Raw genomic sequence first — 21,984 nt, forward strand, 5'->3', positions numbered from 1 at the left:
GCATGTTCCGAAGTTGTGCATGGAAAGATATGAGAAATATCCCTTAGTTGGTACCAATAAGAAAGGCCCCGGATCGATCCAGGGCCTTCGTCACGGCTATCATACCCCCCCGGTGCGGTGTTGAACCCGGAGGGTTGCATCAACAGATCACACACTCATCGCACCAGAAGCATCCTCTTCAACGACGTGAAGGTGCCGGCCTTCAGCGCATAGAAGTACGCCCCGCTGGACAGGTGCGACGCTTGAAACGGCACAGCGTATGTGCCAGCGTTCATGGTGCCGGTAGCAAGCACCGCAACCTCACGCCCGAGCACATCATACACCGCCAACCGCACCTCAGCGTTCACAGGCAAGGAGAACGTGATCTGCGTCGTGGGGTTAAAGGGGTTCGGGAAATTCTGCTCCAGGGAGAACGCCATCGGGAGGGATGCCTCCCCCTGCAGATCCGTCGTCGTGATGTCGACTTCGACGTGTTCAGACAGGTGAACCGTGCCATCCAGGTCGATCTGCTTCAGCCGGTACACCCATCGACCCGCCCGTGCCGTACCATCCACCACGCTGTACGTGTGGGGCTGCAACGTCGTTCCGTGGCCAGGAACGAACGCCCCCGCTACCGCCGTGAATACGTGTGCCACACGGACGGTATCACGCTCAAGTTGGAACCCGAAGTTGCCGATCTCCGATGCCGTTTCCCAACGGAGGGTCACGCCATCGATCCCGGGCGAGGCATGGAAGGAGGCAAGCTGCACGGGGAGTGGATTGTTGTTCTTCAACACCACGCGGGCGAGCACATCGTAGGCCGTCAGATTTGTGAAGGATGTGCCATTCGAAGAGTAATAGCTCAGGCCTGTGATCGGCCCATTGAGATCGATCGGCACAACATACCCGCCGGACGTGCGGTCGTATCGAATGCGGACATACACTGGCACGCCGGCCGTTACATCAACACCGGGGGAAAAATCGAGCGCAATGAACTTGTCAACCACATCTGAGGCCCCCGATACGGCCGCGCTGATCGCGCCTGAGAGTGTGGATCCCGACAGGGTTGAAAAGACCTGCGCGGTGATGTTGCTGTGACGGTTACGAAAACTGAACACGCGGACACCGAGGATCTTGCCCGATTCCGTGGGCACGACCTTGACCATCCCGTAGGCCGTGTTCGTCGATGCATTGCCGTACTCGCTTCCGGTGGTCTGGCGGAAGAACTGCTGCGAACTTCCATAGTATGTCGGGACGACAACGTCTGCCGTCATGGTGGCAGCCGACGCAGAGATCCCGGTGATCTCAACGCCACTCGGGGTCCCGCTCCAGAGGTCCGAGTTCGGCGTGGAGCTTCCGGCCAACGCAGTGTTCGATGATGCCCCCGGATATGGATCGCCGCTGTCGCCGTTGTTCGTGCCATTCGCCAGGTCCTCGTCACCATCTGCTTCGTAGAGCTTGATGCCGAGGTGCGTATTGGTCACGTTGATGCTATTGGACGCAGGCCAGATATCCGCAAGATTCCGGTCAATATGATACATGAGCAACCCCGAGCCGCGGAGATTCAGGTCAAAGCCTGTCTTCTGCCGATTCTCAATCAACACGTACTCGTCGGACCTGTTTTCATCCAGCCAGATCTTGTACACCACGGGATTCGTTTCCACCTGTGGAACGCTGATCGTTCCGTTCGCCGCCACTTCCGTCGGGGTCACGAATCCGAGCAGTGCTTTGCAGTATGCCGACATCTGCACGGGACGTTCCGGGTCTCCGTTCCCACCCCAGCTGCCACCCGCCATGAGGCAGTAAGCGCCGAGGCCCGAAGATTCGCCATTCGTCGCGTAGTCAACATCGTACGTATCAGGCAGTCCGAGCATATGACCGTACTCATGGCTGAAAACGCCGATGTCCACATGCCCACCGTCATAGAGTTCCGGCATCGTGATGAAGCTTGCGATGCTCACGCCGTCGTATGTGCGTGCAGAGGATGCACCAAGACCGCCGGCATGCGACCAGATGTAGTCGGTATTCCCCTCTTCTGCTCCGGGTCCCGCATGGATCATGAACACCCCATCGACCTCACCATCGCCGTCGTTGTCATAGGTCGAAAAATCGACGCCCCGCGCCTCTGCGGAATCGAGGCACTGGGCAACGAGTTCCTGCGTGTGAGCGGAGCCATTCGGATCGCTGTCAGCGTAATACAGAAAATTGTGGGCGGCAGTGATCCACTCCTGATAATCCGCCTCAATAGAGAGCGCGTTGTACGACACCTCTTCATAGTACTTGCTCATGCCGCCAACACCACTGTGCCAGTTGTCGTCATTGATCATCGACTGGTAGCTCACGGCCGTTTCGGTCGAGGGCATATCGGGATATTTCACGCAGAGAACCAGCACATGCTTCACCGTGGCGTTGGTCGAGGACGCTTTCGGCATGCCGCTCAGCTGCCGGTGTTCCACGTTTCCGCGGACGATCATGGGCCGCGCAAGGAGCTGTTCATGGACGACCGACCGGGCTTCCCGGAGATGTTTCGCAATGCCCGGCACCGCCGCGTCCGATGCGGACGGGCTCCCCCCACGGACACGCACGGATGTCGGTTCGAATCTCCTTCAGCATTCAGTGCCGCAAAATACCAGAACCGATCCGCACCTTTTACCACCACGTAGCCGTCAAGAGTCTCGTTGAAGTGGTAGCGCTCATCTCCAAAAGCCACGACCGAAAGCGTCGAGCCGTCGGGTTGCGATACAACGGTGGGTGTCCGCTTGGCCGGCATGGCCAACAGCGTGGTGGCGCTCAACATGAGGAATAACAACCGCTTCATATGAAACTCCTGAAAATGGATGAAATGGATCGGCCCCGAACGCGCGGAATGCCCTCGATGGTTCACGCCTGGCGGATCGTTGGACGTACGGATGAGTCTTCGCAGGTGGAGACCCACGAGGAACGCCCTCCGGAAGCAGGCATGCTACCGCAGGTGATGGGATAGGAATGGTGCCGACAAAGAACAGTGGATGCACACGACCCGGGACGATCCCGGCCGCCTGATCATCAGCACATGACAACTTTTTTGGGGGAAGGACTCGAACTGTATGCGAGGAAGTGGGTAAGCATGCCTCCGGACTGCACGTCAGAAGGCACGACAATCTTTTAGTATACAAATCTGCTGGTCAAGATTCAAGGGGCGGCCAATATTGGAAAATTGGGTGGGTGGTGGCCCGGGATCGGGTCCCGCTGTGACGCTCCAGAGCACCGTCAAGTCAATGAAGCAGGGATGCAGCGTCACTGTCCAGCAGCCACTCTACCCTCCCCTGTGTGGGCCGGATCAGTGAGGCAGGAAGATCCCGGTGCGGCCCACCGGTCGCCATGATCTTCGCGATCACGGAGGACTTCGCCTCACCCGCAGCCAGGAATACGATGTCACGCGCGTTGTCGAAGACGGGAATTGTCAGCGTCACGCGCCAGCTCCTGAGCTGTGGCACGAAGCAGCTCACCGCCAGTGCCGTTACCTCCGCGAGTGCGCTCGTCCCAGGGAACAGCGATGCCGTATGACCGTCTTGACCCACGCCAAGCAGAACGATGTCAAAACGTGGCGGCCGCCCTTCGAAATGCGCGTTCAGATCCACCCCATACTCCCGGGCGGCATCTGCCGGCGCCGCCTCCCCGCGGATACGATGGACGTTCCCGGGAAGGATCGGGATCCTGCTCACGAGTTCGCGGTGGACCATCCCGTAGTTGCTGTCGGGGTCATCGGGTGGAACCATCCGCTCATCGCCAAAGAAAAGGTGCACGTGATCCCACGGGATCGCACACCGCTGCTCCTCACCGGCCAGGATCTGATACACACGGCGTGGGGTCTCACCGCCGGCGAGTGCAACGGTGCATATCCCCCGCACGGCGATCGCCAGGGCGATCCGTTCACGGATCTTCCCTGCAGCGCAGCGCGCAAGCTGCTCACGATCTTGGGCTATTGTCACAACGGAACGATCCCTCATGAGGCGCGTCCACCGTGTCCTTCACTCTGCGGCGATCCGTTATCGTGCACCCACCACCGACCGTCCCTTCCAAGTAAATGCTCCGCGGAAGCCGGACCCCAGGACCCCTGCTCATACGATTGCAGCACGGGAGCGGCATCGCCCTCCCATCCGCGCCGGATCGTATCGACAAGCTTCCATGCGAGAACGATCTCATCACTCCGCGCGAACAGAGACGCATCTCCATTCAAGGCATCCAGCAACAGACGCTCGTACGCCTCCGGCATGGGGGTGTTCTGAAATGTCTCACGGAAATCGAAATCCATCTCCGCCGCCCTCATCGCCATACCGCCGTCAGGCACTTTCGTCATGAACCGCAGCCGTATCCCCTCATTCGGCTGGATCGCCATGCTCAAATGGTTCGTGATGAGTTCGGTTGACCCGGAGAGGACATCGAACATCTGCATGGGTGGCCGCCGGAATGCGATCACGATCCCGGAGGATTTCTCAGCCAGCATCTTCCCGGATCGGAGATAGAACGGAACCCCGTGCCATCGCCAATTGTCCAGGGAGAGCTGAACCGCAGCGAAGGTTTCGGTGGACGATTGCGGGTCGACCCCCTGTTCGGCACGGTAGCCGGTGTATTGTCCCCTGACCGTCATACGTGCCGACAGTTCTTCAGGGATCTCTCGTACACACCCGAGTACCTTCACCTTTTCGTCGCGCAGTGCATTTGCTTCGACCGCGGCCGGCGGCTCCATGGCCACCAGTGCGAGAAGCTGCATCAGGTGATTCTGGAACATGTCGCGGAAATGTCCGGTCTGATCGTAGTAGCCCCCTCGATGTCCGACACCGACGGTTTCGGCGACGGTGATCTGGACATGATCGATGTAATTCCGATTCCAGAGCGGCTCAAATATGGCGTTGCCGAAACGGAACACCAGGAGATTCTGGACGGTTTCCTTGCCGAGATAGTGATCGATGCGATAGATCTGGTCCTCGCTCGCGACCTTCCCCAGCTCCCGATTGAGGTCTTGTGCCGATGCCAGGTCACTGCCGAACGGTTTTTCCACGACGATCCGCCTGTATGCCTTGTCGCCCATCGCCCGAAGCAGACGCGCCTCATCCAGCTTGCGCACGATGACTGGATACAGCTGCGGAGCGACGGCCAGGTAAAACAATACATTCGCCGGTTCACCGTCGGCATCGTTCACCTTTCCGGCCAGACTCAGGTAGTCGTTGAGCCTTTCCACATCACCCTGATGGTAGAACAGCGATCCGGCGAATGCGTGCCACACATCCTCCGAAAAGGCCCCTGGTTCAAAGGCGCGCAGCCCCTCTTTCATCTTCTCGCGGAACGACCCATCCGAGAACGGATGACGGGAGAATCCGATGATCCGGGTGTTCTCCGGAAGACGTCTCTTGCGGAAATTCATATACAGCGCGGGGATGAGTTTCCGTGACGCGAGATCCCCGGATGCTCCAAAGATGACGATCGAAGTTTTCATGATCCCCCATGGCCAGCGCACCCAAGGAGCGCCCGTGGTCGTGAATGGTCACCGTAACCCGGATCGAGCCGGGAGCAATTACCATGCATGCTACGGACTTCGCTTGAGAGGCGCAACTCCATCGATTGTTCGGTCGCACCCTGAACCCGTGGCCGGAACGGCAGAAACGCGGAGCGGTACGACCGCACCTCAACGGGAACCGACACGGACGGGATCCTGTTGTGAGATACGGAGACGATGCTGGACGGAGACCGGGGCGGAGAAACGGGAAGTGCGATGGCAGTCGCGCACTTTCCTGCAAAGGAGGTGGAGAATGTCCATGGACGATTTCCGGTTTTGCACGAAATTGGACCAAACCCTCCTTCTCGGCATGAAGGCACGGTCGGTCCATGAGTTGCTCCAGTGCATGCGCCTTGCTCCGCGCTCCTCGATCTACTTTCACACCCACCGTTTCCTTCTGACCCACAACTACCTCACGCCGGAACCATCCAACGACTTCGCGTATTGGGTAACGGAGGTCCTGAATGACCACACGTTGGGGGAGCAATTGTCCAACATTGATATCATCGGGTTCCCCACCGTCACGGACTTGCAGAGGCATCTTGTCTCTCTGATCGAAAGACACCTTGACGACGATCCACGGCCGAGGCAGTGCGTTCAGGGGGAGGAGTTCCATTTCATGGCATCCCGATTATTCGTACTGCAAACTCCTCTCTTCGCGCACACTCTCAGTGAGTTCGCCGAACATCTCGCGCACGTGAGCGTTGCCTCGCTCTACTACCATGTCTTCGACGCGCGTCTGCGACTGGACAATGGCGAGAACGACTTCTCGCAGTGGTTCCGGTCTCAGTCACTCTCCACCCTTGCCGACGCGGTGCTCCGGCTGGACCCCTATACCTGCACCCTCGAAGGACTACGCAAACGGCTCCTCGTCCTCATAGGAGGTTATGACAAGCATTGACGATTACGCGACCATCACCGGTCCCGCGGTGATACAAGATCTCCACCTGCTGGCGGATCATCTCCAGGACATCAGGATCCAGAACATCAATTCCACGGCCATTGGTGGCGGCGTGGCGGAGATCCTCTCGCGCATGGTCCCGCTCATGCGCCAACTGGGACTTCACGTGCGATGGGATGTCATCAAAGGGGATGAGCGGTTCTATGTGATCACCAAGAAGATCCATAATGCTCTCCATGGCGTGGAGGTGGCTCTGAGCCCGGAGGACATGGAATACTTCCTTGCCGTCAATCGTGAGAATGCTGCCGAACTCTCCTTTGAGGATATGGTTGTCGTCCATGACCCACAGCCGGTCGGACTTGTCGAGCGGCGAAGCACCGCAGCGAGCAAATGGATCTGGAGGTGTCATATCGATTCGTCTAACCCCGAAATGAAGACCTGGTCATTCCTGAAGCCATTTGTCCGGCGGTACGATGCGGCGGTCTTTTCGGCTCCCGCCTTCGGCAGGGTTCTCCTGATCACCCAGGTGCTGATCTCTCCGTCGATCGATCCGCTCAGTGACAAGAATAAGCTTCTGCCGGACGAGGCGGTGCAGGCCGTGTTCGAGCGCTTTGGCATCGATCGATCGCGCCCCGTCATCACTCAGATCTCCAGGTTCGACTTTCTCAAGGACCCCGTCGGTGTGATCCGGGCGTATGCGATCGCCAAGCGACATGTGGACTGTCAGTTGGTCCTGGCGGGTGGAGGCGCAACGGATGACCCGGAAGGGATGACCGTTCTGGCACAGGTCCGGGAGGCCGCCGGGGATGACAAGGATATCTTCATCTTGCTCCTTCCCCCGGCCAGCGACCTGGAGATCAACGCCCTTCAGCGAGGATCCACGATCGTGCTTCAGAAATCGCTTCGGGAAGGCTTCGGCCTCACCGTTGCCGAGGCTCTCTGGAAGGGCAAGCCGGTCATCGCTTCCGCGGTGGGCGGCATCCCCCTCCAGATCACCCACAATCACGGCGGGATCCTCACACACTCCATCGAGGGTACGGCCCACTGGATCAAGCGGCTCCTCCGGGAGCCCGACCACGCCAGGCATCTCGGACTCAACGGACGGGAGCATATCCGGGAGAATTTCCTGATCACGCGTCATATCCGTGATTATCTCCTGCTGTTCGTCTCCCTGCTTCACGAAGGCGACACGGTGTATCTCTGACCTGTCGCTGCACCTTGACGAGGAGGGACCGCAATGACATCCACACCTCTTACCCACCGGAGACTGGTGATCGTCTCCAACCGTCTTCCGTTCGTCGTCACGCAAAGTCAGGATTCTCTGGTGTTCACGGAGAGTGATGGCGGGCTGGCAACCGGGCTGCGCACGTACCTCGACTCGCTCGAGACCGGCAGCGGGAGCTTCGGCGAATACCTCTGGGTCGGGTGGCCGGGGAGCACCGTCGACCCGGCGCGCCAGGAGGAAGTGATCGCAACGGCACGCGATGCGTTCCATGCCGTGCCGGTGTTCCTTGCACAAGAAGAGATGGAGCAGTTCTATCACGGCTTCTGCAACTCCACCATCTGGCCACTCTTCCATTATTTCACAGCGTATTCGATGTTCGACGAAACGCAGTGGGAACAGTACATCCGTGTGAACGAGATATTCTGCAAAGCGGTGAACGGGATCCTTCGTGATGGGGACGTCGTGTGGATCCATGATTACCACCTGATGCTGCTCCCGGGCATGGTCCGCGCGAGCGTGCCCGATGTGCCGATCGGGTTCTTCTTGCACATCCCGTTTCCGACCTTTGAGGTGTTCCGGCTCCTTCCCAATTCCTGGCGGCGACAGATCCTCTCGGGGCTCCTCGGTGCTGACCTGGTCGCATTCCATACCTACGGCTATATGCAGTATTTTCTCCAGTGCACGCTCCGCCTCCTTGGTCACGAACACCACCTCGGCCAGATCCTTCTTCCTGATCGCGTCGTCAGGGTGGAGACGCTCCCCATGGGCATCCATTTCAGCAAATTCAACCATGCGTTGGATGATCCAGGGGTGAGGCAGGAGCAGGGCGTCCTCGCCTCGCTTCTTCCCGGCGTGAAGGTCGTCCTCTCCGTTGACCGGCTCGACTACACCAAGGGGGTTCTCAACCGCCTGCAGGGATTCGAAGTGCTGCTCGAGGGTGATCCCAGTCTCCACGGCAACGTGGTCATGATCATGATCGTGGTTCCCTCCCGCACAGGCGTCTCGCACTATGATCATATGAAGCGCCAGATCGAGGAGCTTGTCGGCAAGATCAACGGCAAGTTCGGGAGGATCGGGTGGACCCCCATCCTCTATCAGTATAAGCACATGTCCTTCGGCCCCCTGGTCGCGCTCTACAGCGTCAGTGACGTTGCCCTGGTCACCCCGCTGCGCGACGGAATGAATCTGGTCGCCAAGGAATATGTTGCGTCACGGAACGATCTGACCGGCGTGCTCATCATCAGCGAAATGGCGGGGGCCGCAAAGGAACTCGGGGAAGCCATCACCATCAACCCTCATACGACCCTGGAGATCGCGCAAGCGTTGCGCGAGGCTCTTGCTATGCCGGTGGAGGAGCAGAGGCGCCGGAATCAGATCATGCAGAATCGCCTGCGCCGGTACGATGTGCTCCGGTGGGCGAATGATTTCGTGCATCTGCTGTTCGCCACCCGGGAAGCACAGGACACGTTCGCATCGCGGCTCCTGATTGAGGGCGCGCACGACACCCTCCTGAAGTCCTATTCCACCTCCCACCACCGGTTGATCCTGCTGGACTATGATGGAACGCTCGTACCTTTCGCGCCCGATCCGCAGGAGTCGCGGCCCGATCGCGACCTCATAGGGCTCCTCGAGGCACTTGCGGCAGATCTGCGCAATACGCTCGTTCTCGTGAGCGGGAGGGACAGGGGAACGTTGGAGGAGTGGTTCGGGACGATCCCCATGCATCTCGTCGCAGAGCACGGGACATGGATCAAAGAGTATGCAGGCGCGTGGGAACTGCTGAAGCCGTTGCCACGGGAATGGAAAGAACGGATCTTCCCTATCCTTGAACACTACGCCGATCGTCTCCCGGGCTCGCGCATCGAAGAGAAGGAATATTCCGTCGTGTGGCACTACCGGAATGCCCACCCCGAACAGGCCCAGCTCCTGGCCGGTGAACTCACGGACCATCTCGTGGCCTTCACGGCCAACATCGATGTGCAGATCCTTCAGGGGAAGAAAGTCATTGAGGTCCGCAATGCGGGGATCCACAAAGGCGTCGCTGCGCGCCATTGGATGGCGAAGGAGGAGTACGAATTCGTGCTGGGGATCGGTGACGATTGGACCGACGAGGACCTCTTCAAGGTGCTCCCGCCGACGGCGTACTCCATCAAAGTTGGGATCGCCAACAGTCACGCCCGATACAATCTCGGAGGCATTGACGAAGTCCACGATCTCCTCCGCGCCCTGGCCGCGCAACCCAGAGACCCGAGGGCTCAGGGTGATCCGAAACGGAGTGCCCGGAAAATGAAGGACGGGCACCAGCCCGTACGTCGCCCTCAACGAAGGAACGGCACCGTCGTGGCGTGGCTGCTCGGTTTTGGCCTGTATCCGGTCGTGAGGCGCCTCTGGACCGACCGAATCCCGAGAGGTCCGCAAGCGAAGGTCGAACCGCAGGACGACATCCCGAATCGCGATGTCGGGACTCCAGAACATACAGGACAATGAGGCGGAGGGTATGTTACCGGGAAGCGACCGTCAGCAGCCGGGCTTACGGAACTCTTCGATCATGGTGCGCAATGTGGCACGCGGCATTCCGGCGAGCCCATAGACAAACACCAACGACGCCTTCGAGACAGGGATCGTGGCGTTACGCGGATCGGAGTAGAACCTGTCCAGTCCATCAACGAGCTGCCCACCATCGACCTGGAGCGAGGCCGGCATGGTCGGGCCTTTCGACGTCGGACCGGCTGGCTTGACCCGGATCTGCGTCGACAGACCGAATCCAAGCAAGTTCGATCCTACGGTGTTCCCCTCGAAGGTCAGGCCAATGTACTCGTACTTCGCGGCCACAGTCTGACCCCGCCACCACTCTCCGGTGTGCTCGATGTAGGCTGAAAAACTGCAGGACACCGCGGTGAGAAATGCCGTGGCCATCAGCAGTATCGGTCTCCGCTTCATTGTCACTCCTCGTTGTTCCTCTGAAGAACAGGATCTCACCCCCTCTTTTCCCAACAGACACGTGGCCCGGAGAGTTCCCCCTTGACAACCGACAAGTGACAATGCCATCACACGTTACCGGCTGAGCTTTCGCCCGTAGTAGGTGCTGACATCCTTCCAATGGTAATACGGGCCGATCCCGGTGGCCACCGGGATCGACGTTTCGTGTTCACAGTGAAGCACCTTCACGAGAATATCTCCGCGCTCGCCATGACGTCCTAGGTTGTCTTCTTTTTACGCGCGGCCATGCTTCACATTCGCATCGCTCCTCCGGCTCTTCGCCATTTTCCTTTTGTCCAGGTCAAACCGCTCGATCCTGGATCTGTCGATCTCGATGGCCTTGAGCGCTTCGGACTCCTCAGCCTCAAATTCTGCCCGCAACAGCAGGATCTGTGCCTCCACGGCTTCCCGTTTGCGCTCCAATCCGATCTCTTTGCGGACGATCTCCTGTTGGTGCAGCAGTTGCTCGGCTTCGTCCTTGGTCTCTTGCGAAAGGCGGGCCGAGCCGGTCAATACACCGCCTGCACCCACGTACACGTCGAGCAGCTCGATCCCGTGGTTGGTCAGCTTGAATTCACGGATCTGGTTGGAGTGTATCATGCCGCGCGACTTCAGCACGTACAATCCCCTGTTCCGCTCCCCACCGATCTCTATGTCACGGAGAAGCAACCAGGTATCGATCAACGACGAGATGTACACATCCGTCAGCTCCAGCGAATCACCGGCGGTCGTGAGGCTGGTGAAGAACGAAGTGATCTGCTTCATCTTCAGAAAATCCACGAGGCGCAGCAGCATGGTCTTGACCTGGTTCTGGTTCTCCCCGGTAACGAACGCGTTGATCGGATCCAGGATCACGACCTTCGGATCGAAGGCATTGATCATCTTGATGCTTGTTGCGAGATGGGTCTCCAGGCCGTAATGTGTAGGACGGGTCGCGTGGAACTGCAGCAATCCCTTCTGTATCCACGGGTCCAGATCGATGCCGATCGAACGCATATTGCGCGTGAGCTGACTCGGGGATTCTTCGAAGGTAAAAAAGAGGACGCGTTCACCCCTTTTGCACGCGGCCTCAACGAATTGGGAGGCGATGCTTGTCTTGCCGGTTCCGGCGGTACCCGAGACGAGTACGGTACTGCCGCGGAAGTAACCGCGTCCGGAAAGCATGGTATCAAGCCGTGGGATGCCGCTGGAGATGCGGGCGCGGGAAGAAGAGTAGTTCAATCCCAGGGAGGTGACGGGTAGAACAGAGAAACCGTCCTCGTCGATCAGGAAGGGGTACTCATTCGTGCCGTGCGTTGAGCCACGATACTTGACGATGCGCAGCCGGCGTACCGAGGACTGGTCATCCACGCGATGGTCGAGGAGGATGACGCAATCGGACACATATTCTTCCAGCCCCTGACGGGTCAGGGTACCATCTCCCCGCTCGGCGGTGATGATCGCGGTCACGCCCTTCCGTTTCAACCAGCGCAGCAGACGGCGCAGTTCCGCCCGAAGCATCTCGGGGTGAGGCAGTTCAGAGAAGAGAGACTCCATCGTATCCAGCACGATACGTTTTGCACCGATGCTCTCGATGGCCTCCTGGATCCTGACGAACAGGCCGACCAGATCGTATTCGCTGCCCAGTTTGATCTCGCTTTTTTCGACGCTGATATATTCAAGCCGGATCTTCTTTCGTTCCACAAGATCTTCGAGGTTGAACCCCAGCGAAGCGACGTTCGCAATGAGTTCTTTCGGCGTTTCCTCGAACGACACGAAGACGCCCTTCTCATTGTATCGCGTTGCCCCGTAGACGAGGAACTCCATGGCAAAGAGGGTCTTCCCGCACCCTGCTCCGCCGCACACCAGCGTCGCTCTGCCTTTCGGAAGCCCCCCATTCGTGATCTCGTCCAACCCTTGAATGCTCGTGCGGGATTTCGGAAACACATTCTTCGGGGGCCGTGCTTTTGTGGTCTTCATACAACGTTCTCCAGGTTTCTTGGGGTCCGGCACGTATGATGTTCGCGAGAACGTACTCCTCCCCCCATGGAGAGGTGCTCGCGACTCTTGAGGAAGTATACCACACGGAAAGGAAGGAGAAATCAGCCGGAAGGATGAAAGAGTAGTTAATCCCTCGGAGGAAACTGGCGCCGGTGGTCTCCCCGGTGAGCTGTGTGGCCGGGGCGTAGCCCGGCCGACCGGGGAAGGAAACTGCGACGAATTGGAGTGGGAAGCGGATCACCACCAGCCGCTTGGGGGCAGATAAAGAACCTGGCCTGACGGGGCCCGGTCGTCATTGCACGATCGCGGATACGACTATTTCCTTCTGCCGACGCAGGCGTTCGACGACTTGCACCAGTCCGTGCAACTCAGGTCGATCCTCGGATTCAGGATCTCCTTCTTGCACCGCGAGCACACCCTTATCGGTTCATCCTTCCAGAATTCGATCTCGTTCTGGCACTCAGGACAGATGACATCGAAGATGTCGTCGGGCGTCCAGTAGCGCATGTCCTGACCGGGACAGTGGGACTCGCTCATAGGCGGCTTTCCTGATACTGGGAATTTGATCATAGGACATTGGCACGTGGAGTCACGTCGTCAGCCCTGAGACGTGCCGGCTTTTCTTCACACTCGGGAAGAGATCGAGATCCGTGTGCGGCAGAAAGAGAGCGCCGACATACTGATTCATGTACCCCGGTTTCGAGGAGAGGTCGATATAGGTCATTCTCCCTGCCAGCTGTCGCTGTTTCTCCCGAAACTCCTGCGACACCAGCACCATGAATGCACCGGTGAGCGATGAGTTCCCGATGTAGAAGTACTTCTCTCTTGGCAGATCGGGGAGCAATCCGATGCAGACCGCCTTTTCGATGTCCAGGAAGCGGCCGAAGCCACCCGCAATGTACACCTGAGCCAGGTCGGATGGATCAAGCCCTGTCTCCTCCAGCATCATGGCGACTGCCGAGAAGATCGCAGCCTTCGCGCGGAGGATGTTCTCGATATCCGTTTCACTGATGACGATCGCCTTGCCGATGCCACTCTGCTCTGCCGTGGCAATGATGTAGATCGCCTGCCGGCCCACGACCCGGATCACGGGAGAGCTTCTGACCCTGTCCAGCTTCCCTGCCGAGTCGATCCATCCGGTCATGGAGAGGCCCGCCAGGAGCGAGATCATGCCGGATCCGCATATCCCGACCGGCAACACATTCCCGATGGTTTGATACGACGATGCACCGGTCTCCGGAGCCACCTGGACCTTTTCGATGGCCCCCAGGGACGCACGCATGCCGAATTCGATCCCTCCTCCTTCGAACGCAGGACCCGCCGAACAGGCACAGGTCAGAAGGAACTCACTGTTGCCAACCGCCATCTCCCCATTCGTCCCTATGTCGATGAACAGATTCACGGCATCGGAATCCGTAGCGATATCCGTACAGAGAAGGCCCGATGTGATGTCCCCTCCCACATAACTGCCCACCGCAGGAGAGATGTACACCCATGAATTGGGATTGATCTCCAGCCCGATCTCGCGCGATGTGAAATACTGCGCTTCGAGGAGCGTTGGCGTATACGGCGCCAGCCGGAGATATTCGGGGTTCAGGCCCAGGAGCAAATGGGTCATGGTCGTATTCCCGGCGATCACCGCGTTGCTGATCTCTCCAGGATCGACATCATACGCCCTGCACACTTCGGTCACCAGGGTATTGATGGTCTTCAGCACCCGCACCGACAGTTCCTTCAATCGCTCGGGCTTCTGCGCATAGTTGATCCGGCTGATGACGTCAAGGCCACAGACCACCTGGTCGTTGTATGCGGTGCGGGTGCCGACGACCTTTGCCAGGGGGAGCGACACCAACTGCACTGCGACGGTCGTGGTCCCGACATCGATGGCAATACCGTAGTGCCTCGTTGTTTGGTCCCCGGGCTCGACGTCCACGATGTGATACAGGAGCAGCGAGCGCACAAGGGTGATCGTCACGAGCCCCTCGTGTTCGCGGAGAACACCGGCGAGCTTCTGTATCACCGGCAACGCATAGTGGAACTCCCGCTTCCCCCAGTCCTTCTGGACCATGCGTGTCAACCGCTCGAGATCGGACAATCCATCTTCCAGGCGCGGAGGCGGAACCTGCACCAGCCATTTGAGGGTCAGTGGATCATGCTGCCACTCTCTCGGAAAGAGATCCTGCCGGATGAGCAGCACGGAATCTGTCTCGTCGATGAATTGGCCACCATCCTTGCCCGACTGCTGCGGGATCTCGATGACAACATCCTTGTCCAGTACACGGGTCCTGCACGCCAGCACGTGCCCGTCACTCAGTGCCGAGCCGGAAAGCATCCCCTGACTGCTGGAATCCACGTCACCGGTCTTCACCCGCACGATGCAATCGCCACAGGTCCCTTCACCCCCACACGACAGATCGATCTCGATGCCGGCCTTTCCCATTGCATCGAGCAGTTGAGTGCCGGAGGGAACCTCCAGCAATCTGCCCGACGGGAGAAAGGTGATGGCGGGCATGCTAGTTCAACCCTGCCCGGATGAAGCTTTCCAGATCCGCAACTTCCTGTGGACCGACACGGACCTTCCAGCCCGGCATGCTTTCTTCCAGCTCCCCGCTGATCTGCGACACGTACCCCGGGATGATGATCTGACGCGATGTGACGAGGTCGTTCAACCCGATCTCCCGGGCGAATTTGCCGATGACCGCACCAGAGAACTTGCCGGCGGCCCATGCCGTCAGCACGCTCATCCCCTCGCATTCCGGCACCAGCAGCCAGGCACTCAGACCGCAATTCTCGATCTCTCCTGACACGATGAAATAGGTCAAGGAGAAGTTCGTCGTCACGAACACCGGAGCATCCGGCTTCGGTTCACCGATCGGATAGAGCTTCGGCTCCACCTGAATGGGCTTCTGCGGATCGGTGAAGAGATTCAGCCGGAACGTGAGCAACGTCGCAAGTTGCGCGGGATTGAATTCCGGCAGCACACAGATGCCACCGTACTTGCAGATCTCATTCAGGGCCGCCACCGTCGTGTCAAGCAGATCGCCGGGCGGGATGACATGTAGACCGGGGTACCCGAGAGGTTTGTAACTGTCTTTGATGGCTGCCCGCCGGGCGGTTGTATTGGTCTGGAATTGCTCTGCCAGTGAGAGTGTTGGATACTGCAGCAGAAGATCATCAAATCCTTCCGCCTTTACACGGGTCGTCAAGGCAACGAGCTTGTTCAGGTCTGGTGCTGTGACAGCCAGGCAATGCTCACATTCCCGGGCGACCTGAACGAGCTGGTCCGACGTCGCTTCTGTGGCAGCGGCCAGCACGCTGTGGGAACCGGGGACGGCACGCGCTGCTTCTGCGAGCGCCTCCACATCCGTACTGCAAAGAACCAGTGGCCGCTCCAGTGTCGCCCACACCCGTTTTGCCACTTCCGCAAAGCGACCGGGCTCATTGCTCGTGTGCGTCACCGCCACCATGTCGATCCGGATGGTTTCCCCGACGCGCTCAAGCACATAGTCCCTGACCTTCGCCAGCGTGGCGTCGATCGTCGCATCCTCATCGGAGTCGTTGATATTCACCGCAAAGGCGGTCTTGTTGACGAACGTCTTTTCGTGGCGGTACAGGACGGATTCGTCGCCAAGCTTGAGCGATCGCGCCGCTCCAAGGGCTATGATCTTGACCGGGGGCTCGCCGGCTGCCCCGAGGACCATTTTCGCCTCATCGGACGCATAGGGGCAGAGCGCCAATTCCGCCCGCTTCGCTGCGAGCTTCATGGCAAATGCCAGGCATGTGTTGGAACCACATTCTTTGCAGTTCGTCTTGGGCAGCAATTTCTGTATCTGCAAGCCGGTAAGCGCCATGCGATGCTTCCTCGTCTGCTATTGTTGGTCCAACAACTGAGAGATGGTCTTCTTCAGAGCCGCGACAGATCTCGGATTGTACATGATAAGGATATCAGCACCTGCGTAGAGGAACGAGATCGCGGTGGTCAGTTCCCAGAGGGCCGCCCGGTCTTCGAGTTCTCCCCATTCAGGGAAATCCTTCTCCGTCGCGCGCGATTCCTTGATCTTTGCACATTCCTGTCCGGGGGAAACGATCATCGGCCCCGCCAGCATACGGTCGCCGTTCAGGGCGGTGAGACGGATCCGTTCCATGACGGAGTACGTATACTCCATGCCGTACCCCGTGGCGCCTGTCATCGGGTCCATCACGATCTGCTCCGGCTTGACGTCCATGTTGGTCAGCAGAATGTTCATCTGTTTCGCAATGTTCACATCGATAGGGCTTTGCGATACAAGTGCATGGCCGAATGCAAGCGCCGCACCGGCTATGGTCCGGTAGTTGTCCTGCTCCACCCAGTTCAACAGCAGCTTCTCTCCGCTGCACGCCTGGGCCACCGCCTTCATCACTTCGTTGTTCTTGTCGTAATTGCTGTGACCGGTGATGATGAGAGGAACGGGGACCGCGGCAAGCACTTCTTTCACCAGAGCAACGGCCTGCTCGGGAGTGCGACCTCCCTTCTCAGGGTGCGTCCCCTCCAGGCGGACGCTGATCAGGTCGGCACCGTGCTTCTCAACACATGCCCGTGCCATTTCCGCCGGGCGATGGAGAAGATCCCCGTACGCCGTCCGCAGCACCGGTGGATACTTCTCATTCACGACATCGAACACTTCCATGGCCACCAGCGGACGGTGTGGCATTGCTCCTTCCCAGAGATGGAACGGCATGCACGTTTCGCCGCCGATGGTGTATGTCCGGCCTCGCGTACCACCTTCGGCTTTGGTTGCTCCGAGCAATACCCGCCAGACGGGGACCTCCGCCGTTTCTTTCCGGATCTGAAATGCTTCCACCTGGCTTATCCGTTCGGCCGCGGTGGGGGCAGGTGGAGCTGCTGCCGGGATGATCGGCGCGGCCGGGGGGACCATGGATCTCACATCAGCCGCAATGGGGGCTTCCGGTTCCTTTCCGAGGAACTTCGCATTCAGCGTATTGACGATCTCACCCACGACCTCACTGGTGATCGACCTCTTCAGTTCACGGATCAGATCCGCCTTCAATAGCTCGAGATCGGCAGCTGAAACACGCATGGCCGTACGATCCTCCTCCTCAGCTACACTCGTGGACACAACCGCCTGGGCCGCGACCCTCGCCGCGGACATCCCTGATGGGGATTCCTTTGCGAGCGTGTCCGTCACCAATGCAGGTCTCTGTGCCGAGGCTTCCGGCGCTCCTGCGGCCGCTCGTGCATACTCGCCCATGTCTTCCATCGTGATGGCCGGATGGCCATTCCGCTCGAGGTGCCGGCGCACTTCATGCGCATCGATCGCCATGGTTTCATCGACGATCTTGTCGAGCAGATCGGGCACTCCCTGTTCGCCGAATCGCCTCTGCAGATCGTCAGCGAGGAGGGTCTTGAGTTCCTTCGTCATCCAGATAAGGCGTTTGTGCCCGCCTTCTGAGAAGAGGAACTTCCGTGATGTCAGGAACACCTTCCCGCATCCCATGAAACCCGGCGTCTGCAAACCACCGCCCACGTTGCCGGCCAGAGATGAGAATGTCATGCCGACCGGCGTCTCTCCCTGATATTCACGATTGACCACCATGACGCCGTTGCACTCCGGTACATACGCGCAGATGACCTCGAAGCATCCACAGCTGGTCATCGGATTGTTCATGATCGAGTACGCCGAAAAGCTCGTGATCGTCTTGTGGCTGTTGATGTAGACATAGTCATCGATGCCCTTCCAGATCCCCCGCACCGGATCCAGGCACTCGTTCTTCCGGATGGGTTTGTTCGGGCCGGTCTCATCGATCTCGTAGGCAGCCTTGCCGTCCAGCCAGTTGTACGCACCACAGAGGCCAAGGCGTTCCGGCGTGATCACGCACACATGATTCGGTGCAAAGGACTGACACAGGAGGCAGGAGTAGAACGTGTCCACCGCGTCATCGGTCATGGATTCCAGACGGCGGTTCCGCTCGTCGTACACCTTGCGTGCAACCGCGAGCCTCTTGTTCACTTCGTCGCCATCGGTGATCAGCGTGACCTGCACCTTGTCAACGATCGCCGGATACTCAGAGAGGAACTTGGCGTGGATGATCTCGCCGTAGTGTCTGAGCCGCAGTCCCCGGGCAAACCCCTGCTTCGACACCCGCGTCCAGACAATGTCGCGCTGGCCCATATGCCAGATACCTTCCGCGCCATTGATCAGATGATGGATCTGCCGTTCCAGAATGGGTTCGAAATCCGTCTGCATCTTGCGACCTGCCACCTCGACCCATATGGCCAGAGGGAGGAAGGCGCCTTCCGCGATCGCGTCGATATCCGGGCCGATGATGGTGATCTCACCGTCGGTGATCTCATCCAGTTCTTTCGACGTCACGAATTCGAATGCCGCCGTCTTGTTCCCGCCGAATTCCGCATGGGCATCGGTCCGCCGGATCCTCTCGCCTTCGAACGCCGGCCCGTACGCGACCGGGATGGGCACGTTCGTGATCTTGATCTTGCAGCCGCGCACTTCCAGTGCCTTTTCCACGAGAACATCATGCGGGACGTTGGCAACCACATGCTCATACGTACAGACACCGGTCGGCAGGATCTCCGGAATATCCGTGTCTGCGATAACGGGGAAACCATAATTGATGGCTCCCGCTGCAGCCGCGTACTTTGCCGGGGAGACCTCGCCCAGTGCAAGGACGAAGGCAAAGATGCGGTTCTTGTTGTACTTCAGGTTCCTGGCAAAGTCGCCGGGTTTCACGCCACCGAAAGAGAGTGCCGCGCGGTTCGCGAACCCGAGTGCATAGACGAGGGCAGAGACATCGCTGCCGAACGGCACCAGACGCGTTTCCCACCCCAGTTGCACGCCTTCTTCAGCAAGCTGATCGGCGAACTGCTTGCCGTTCAGACTGCCGGCCATGAAGACGTAGAGATTCTTCTCCTGCAACTCCCGGGCGATCTTCACGGCGATCGCGTTGGTCGGCGCTGCACCGGTGATCGCGGCAAAGCCGGGGGCAGTCCCGTCAACAAATTCGATCCCCCGTTCACGCATGATCGTATCAGTGGCTGCACCGAGCCAGATGCCGTTGACCGGATCCGGCCCGACGACATATTTGCAGGCCTCGATGATCTCGCACGCGAACAACGCCGCCACTCCTGCATCCAGTGTATTGCCCAGATACGGCAGCCAGACCTTGTCCGACGGACGCTCCGGCAGATATCCCTTCGCGATACGGAGGATCCTGCTCAGATCCCCGAGCGTCTCCGCCTTCTCGCCGGTGAAGGAATAGATGATCGGCAGGTAATATGCAGTGCCCGGAAAGCTGACCGGACAATGTGCGCCTTTTGCCTGAAGTGCTTCATCCAACTTCAATTCCGCCTGTGCGACCCATTCGACGGCACCGTCGATCGCACTACTGCATATCAGTTTAGACATCCAATTCTCTCCTGTCTTTCATATCGTACAACTTGCGTTCCGCCTTCTTGTTGATCCCCAGTTTCTCCCTGGAAGCGTCGAGCAATGCCATGATCTTCACGAACGCTTCGTCCGGGTCGGGACACACATGGAACGAACCGCCGAACAGTTCCGTGGCCTCCCCCGTGAGGAACCGGGTCACATTCTCCGATCCGGCGACATGGAACGGATGCCCCAGGATGACATCCACGCCGGAAGCGACGAAGTAGCACCCGATCGCGATCGCCTTTTCGCTCATCCACTCGGGTGCGACGCCCACGGCCGGGATCTGCGACAGGTCATCGCCCAGGCCGCCCTCGAGCACGACTTCCGTGGCGGCCTCAAGGATACGCGCATTGTCAACGCAACTGCCCATGTGCAGCACAGGCGGAATGCCGACGGCCTCGCACACTTCACGCAACCCCTGCCCCGCGTGCTCCAGAGCGGTCTCCGGCAGGAGCATCCCTTCTTTGGCGGATGCGATCGCGGCACATCCCGTCTTCAGGACAAGCACATTGCTCTCGATCAACCGCTTCGTGAGTGTGTTCACATAGTATTCCAACGGCCCCTTGGGGTTGCTGCACCCAACGATGCCCACCAGCCCCTTGATGCGTCCCTGAATGATGGCGTCGTTCAGGGGACGGAACGATGCCCTGAAGCGCCCTCCCAGCATGTACTTGATCGCATCGACGCTGAACCCGGCAACCAGAGGCTTTGATGCGGACGGAATGCTCACCTTCTTCGGATCGCGGTTCTTGTAGTTCTCGATCGCACGACGCACGATCGATCGTGCGGATTCGAGCCCGTCATCCTCCTTGAAGACATGGTGCACCGATCCGATCGTCTGTGCGATCTCGGAAGTAGAGACGATCAGCGTGTGATAGGCCTGCGCTATGTCGGGCAAACTCGGCATGCAGCACTGCACATCCGTGATCATCATCTCCACCGCTCCGGTGATGATCGCCAGTTCCTGCTGCAGGAAGTTGCCTGCCACGGGGATCCCATGCCGCATCAGGATCTCATTGGCGGTGCAGCAAATGCCGGCCAGCGTGATCCCTTCCGCTCCGGCTTCTTTCGCATCCCTGATGATCCCGGGATCCTGCACAGCCACCGCAAGCATCTCGGAAAGCTCCGGTTCGTGGCCATGGACCAGGATGTTGACCGTGTTCTCCTGCAGGATGCCCAGGTTGGACTTGCTACGGACGGGTGAGGGCGTACCGAACAGAATGTCCGAGGCGATCACCGCCATGCGGGAACCGCCCCATCCGTCGGCGAGGGCCGTCCGGAATGCATGCATCAGGATGTTCCGGTAGTCATGATCGACGCCCATCGTGGTGCGATGCATGGACTCGACCACGGTGCGGTCGATGCCGAGCGGCTGCACGTGCCGGCGCTTCCAGATGCTCTGTTGCTTGTCCGGAGCGAGCGACAGGGTCTTGAGGATCTCTTCCTGGGAGGTCATCTCTGCGATGAACAGATTCGCAAGGTCCAGCGCCACATCGTTCGCACTCCGGCCCTGTTCTTCGATATCATACAAGCCCGCGGCGTAGCGGAGCGCCTTTTCGTCCTTGATCTGATAGCCATTCCCCTTCCCTTCGGCGACCTTCTTCAGCCGGAGGATCAAATGCCGGCCATGATCGGAATGAGCGGAGGTACCACCTGTCACTTCACGCAGGAAGTTCCGCGCGACGATCGTATCGGCATCAGCACCGCACACTCCCAGGGGCGACTTCGGTGTGATCTTGCAGGGGCCCATGTGACAGATGCGGCAGCACAACCCCTCCTTGCCGAACCGGCACTGATTCTTCTGCGTCTCCATGCGGGAGAAGCAGGTATCGATGCAGTCGTTGTCCGCCTTGACAAGCATCTCGGCAGTAGCAACATCCCATACTCCATGCGTGTTCGTTTCGGCTTTCATCGGGTGTCTACCGTCTCCTGTCAATGG

The 21,984-nt window shown here is 59.1% G+C and carries 14 protein-coding genes; 3 read left to right on the forward strand and 11 right to left on the reverse strand.

Annotated elements, in window-relative coordinates:
- Nucleotides 1–155: 155 nt before the first annotated feature.
- From IPI01_02885 to zwf, 4 genes are all read right to left on the reverse strand, one after another.
- Nucleotides 156–2,522 carry a M6 family metalloprotease domain-containing protein gene (locus IPI01_02885; GenBank protein MBK7256766.1) on the reverse strand — a complete coding sequence of 789 codons (2,367 nt, stop codon included), beginning with the start codon at nt 2,520–2,522 and terminating at the stop codon, nt 156–158.
- Nucleotides 2,450–2,797, reverse strand: a complete 348-nt coding sequence (locus IPI01_02890) for a hypothetical protein (protein ID MBK7256767.1) — start codon at nt 2,795–2,797, stop codon at nt 2,450–2,452. Before IPI01_02890 ends, IPI01_02885 begins: the two co-directional genes overlap by 73 nt.
- 436 nt (nt 2,798–3,233) lie before the next feature.
- Nucleotides 3,234–3,950 (reverse strand): 6-phosphogluconolactonase, encoded by a 717-nt coding sequence (gene pgl / locus IPI01_02895; protein MBK7256768.1) that lies wholly within the window; start codon nt 3,948–3,950, stop codon nt 3,234–3,236.
- A 14-nt stretch (nt 3,951–3,964) separates the two neighbouring features.
- On the reverse strand, nt 3,965–5,455 hold the full coding sequence (gene zwf, locus IPI01_02900; GenBank protein MBK7256769.1) for a glucose-6-phosphate dehydrogenase: 1,491 nt from the start codon (nt 5,453–5,455) through the stop codon (nt 3,965–3,967).
- Nucleotides 5,456–5,774: 319 nt separating this feature from the next.
- Here zwf and IPI01_02905 point away from each other — a divergent pair, with 319 nt between their 5' ends.
- The 3 genes from IPI01_02905 to IPI01_02915 are packed head-to-tail and all read left to right on the forward strand — an operon-like array spanning nt 5,775 to nt 10,128.
- Nucleotides 5,775–6,416, forward strand: coding sequence for a hypothetical protein (locus IPI01_02905; GenBank protein ID MBK7256770.1), 642 nt, complete (start codon nt 5,775–5,777; stop codon nt 6,414–6,416).
- Nucleotides 6,403–7,620: a glycosyltransferase gene (locus IPI01_02910; GenBank protein ID MBK7256771.1), complete on the forward strand. Its 1,218-nt coding sequence runs from the start codon at nt 6,403–6,405 to the stop codon at nt 7,618–7,620. The genes IPI01_02905 and IPI01_02910 overlap by 14 nt, the downstream gene beginning before the upstream one ends.
- 33 nt (nt 7,621–7,653) lie before the next feature.
- A complete protein-coding gene (locus IPI01_02915) occupies nt 7,654–10,128 on the forward strand; it encodes a bifunctional alpha,alpha-trehalose-phosphate synthase (UDP-forming)/trehalose-phosphatase (protein MBK7256772.1) in 2,475 nt (824 codons plus the stop codon).
- A gap of 30 nt (nt 10,129–10,158) precedes the next feature.
- On the opposite strand, the gene IPI01_02920 is transcribed toward IPI01_02915, so the two are convergent.
- The 7 genes from IPI01_02920 to cooS all read right to left on the reverse strand — a co-directional run bounded on the left by IPI01_02920 (nt 10,159) and on the right by cooS (nt 21,957).
- Nucleotides 10,159–10,581: a hypothetical protein gene (locus IPI01_02920; GenBank protein ID MBK7256773.1), complete on the reverse strand. Its 423-nt coding sequence runs from the start codon at nt 10,579–10,581 to the stop codon at nt 10,159–10,161.
- 273 nt (nt 10,582–10,854) lie between these two features.
- A complete protein-coding gene (gene kaiC / locus IPI01_02925) occupies nt 10,855–12,579 on the reverse strand; it encodes a circadian clock protein KaiC (GenBank protein ID MBK7256774.1) in 1,725 nt (574 codons plus the stop codon).
- 336 nt (nt 12,580–12,915) lie between these two features.
- Nucleotides 12,916–13,137, reverse strand: coding sequence for a hypothetical protein (locus IPI01_02930; protein MBK7256775.1), 222 nt, complete (start codon nt 13,135–13,137; stop codon nt 12,916–12,918).
- Nucleotides 13,138–13,189: 52 nt separating this feature from the next.
- On the reverse strand, nt 13,190–15,112 hold the full coding sequence (locus IPI01_02935) for a DUF4445 domain-containing protein (GenBank protein ID MBK7256776.1): 1,923 nt from the start codon (nt 15,110–15,112) through the stop codon (nt 13,190–13,192).
- Nucleotide 15,113: 1 nt separating this feature from the next.
- A complete protein-coding gene (locus IPI01_02940) occupies nt 15,114–16,451 on the reverse strand; it encodes an acetyl-CoA decarbonylase/synthase complex subunit gamma (protein ID MBK7256777.1) in 1,338 nt (445 codons plus the stop codon).
- 18 nt (nt 16,452–16,469) lie between these two features.
- Nucleotides 16,470–20,021: a CO dehydrogenase/CO-methylating acetyl-CoA synthase complex subunit beta gene (gene cdhC, locus IPI01_02945; protein ID MBK7256778.1), complete on the reverse strand. Its 3,552-nt coding sequence runs from the start codon at nt 20,019–20,021 to the stop codon at nt 16,470–16,472.
- Nucleotides 20,014–21,957, reverse strand: a complete 1,944-nt coding sequence (gene cooS / locus IPI01_02950) for an anaerobic carbon-monoxide dehydrogenase catalytic subunit (protein ID MBK7256779.1) — start codon at nt 21,955–21,957, stop codon at nt 20,014–20,016. Before cooS ends, cdhC begins: the two co-directional genes overlap by 8 nt.
- Between the last annotated feature and the right edge of the window lie 27 nt (nt 21,958–21,984).

The sequence above is a fragment of the Ignavibacteriota bacterium genome, from assembly GCA_016707525.1.
Lineage (GTDB): Bacteria > Bacteroidota > Ignavibacteria > UBA10030 > UBA6906 > JAGDMK01.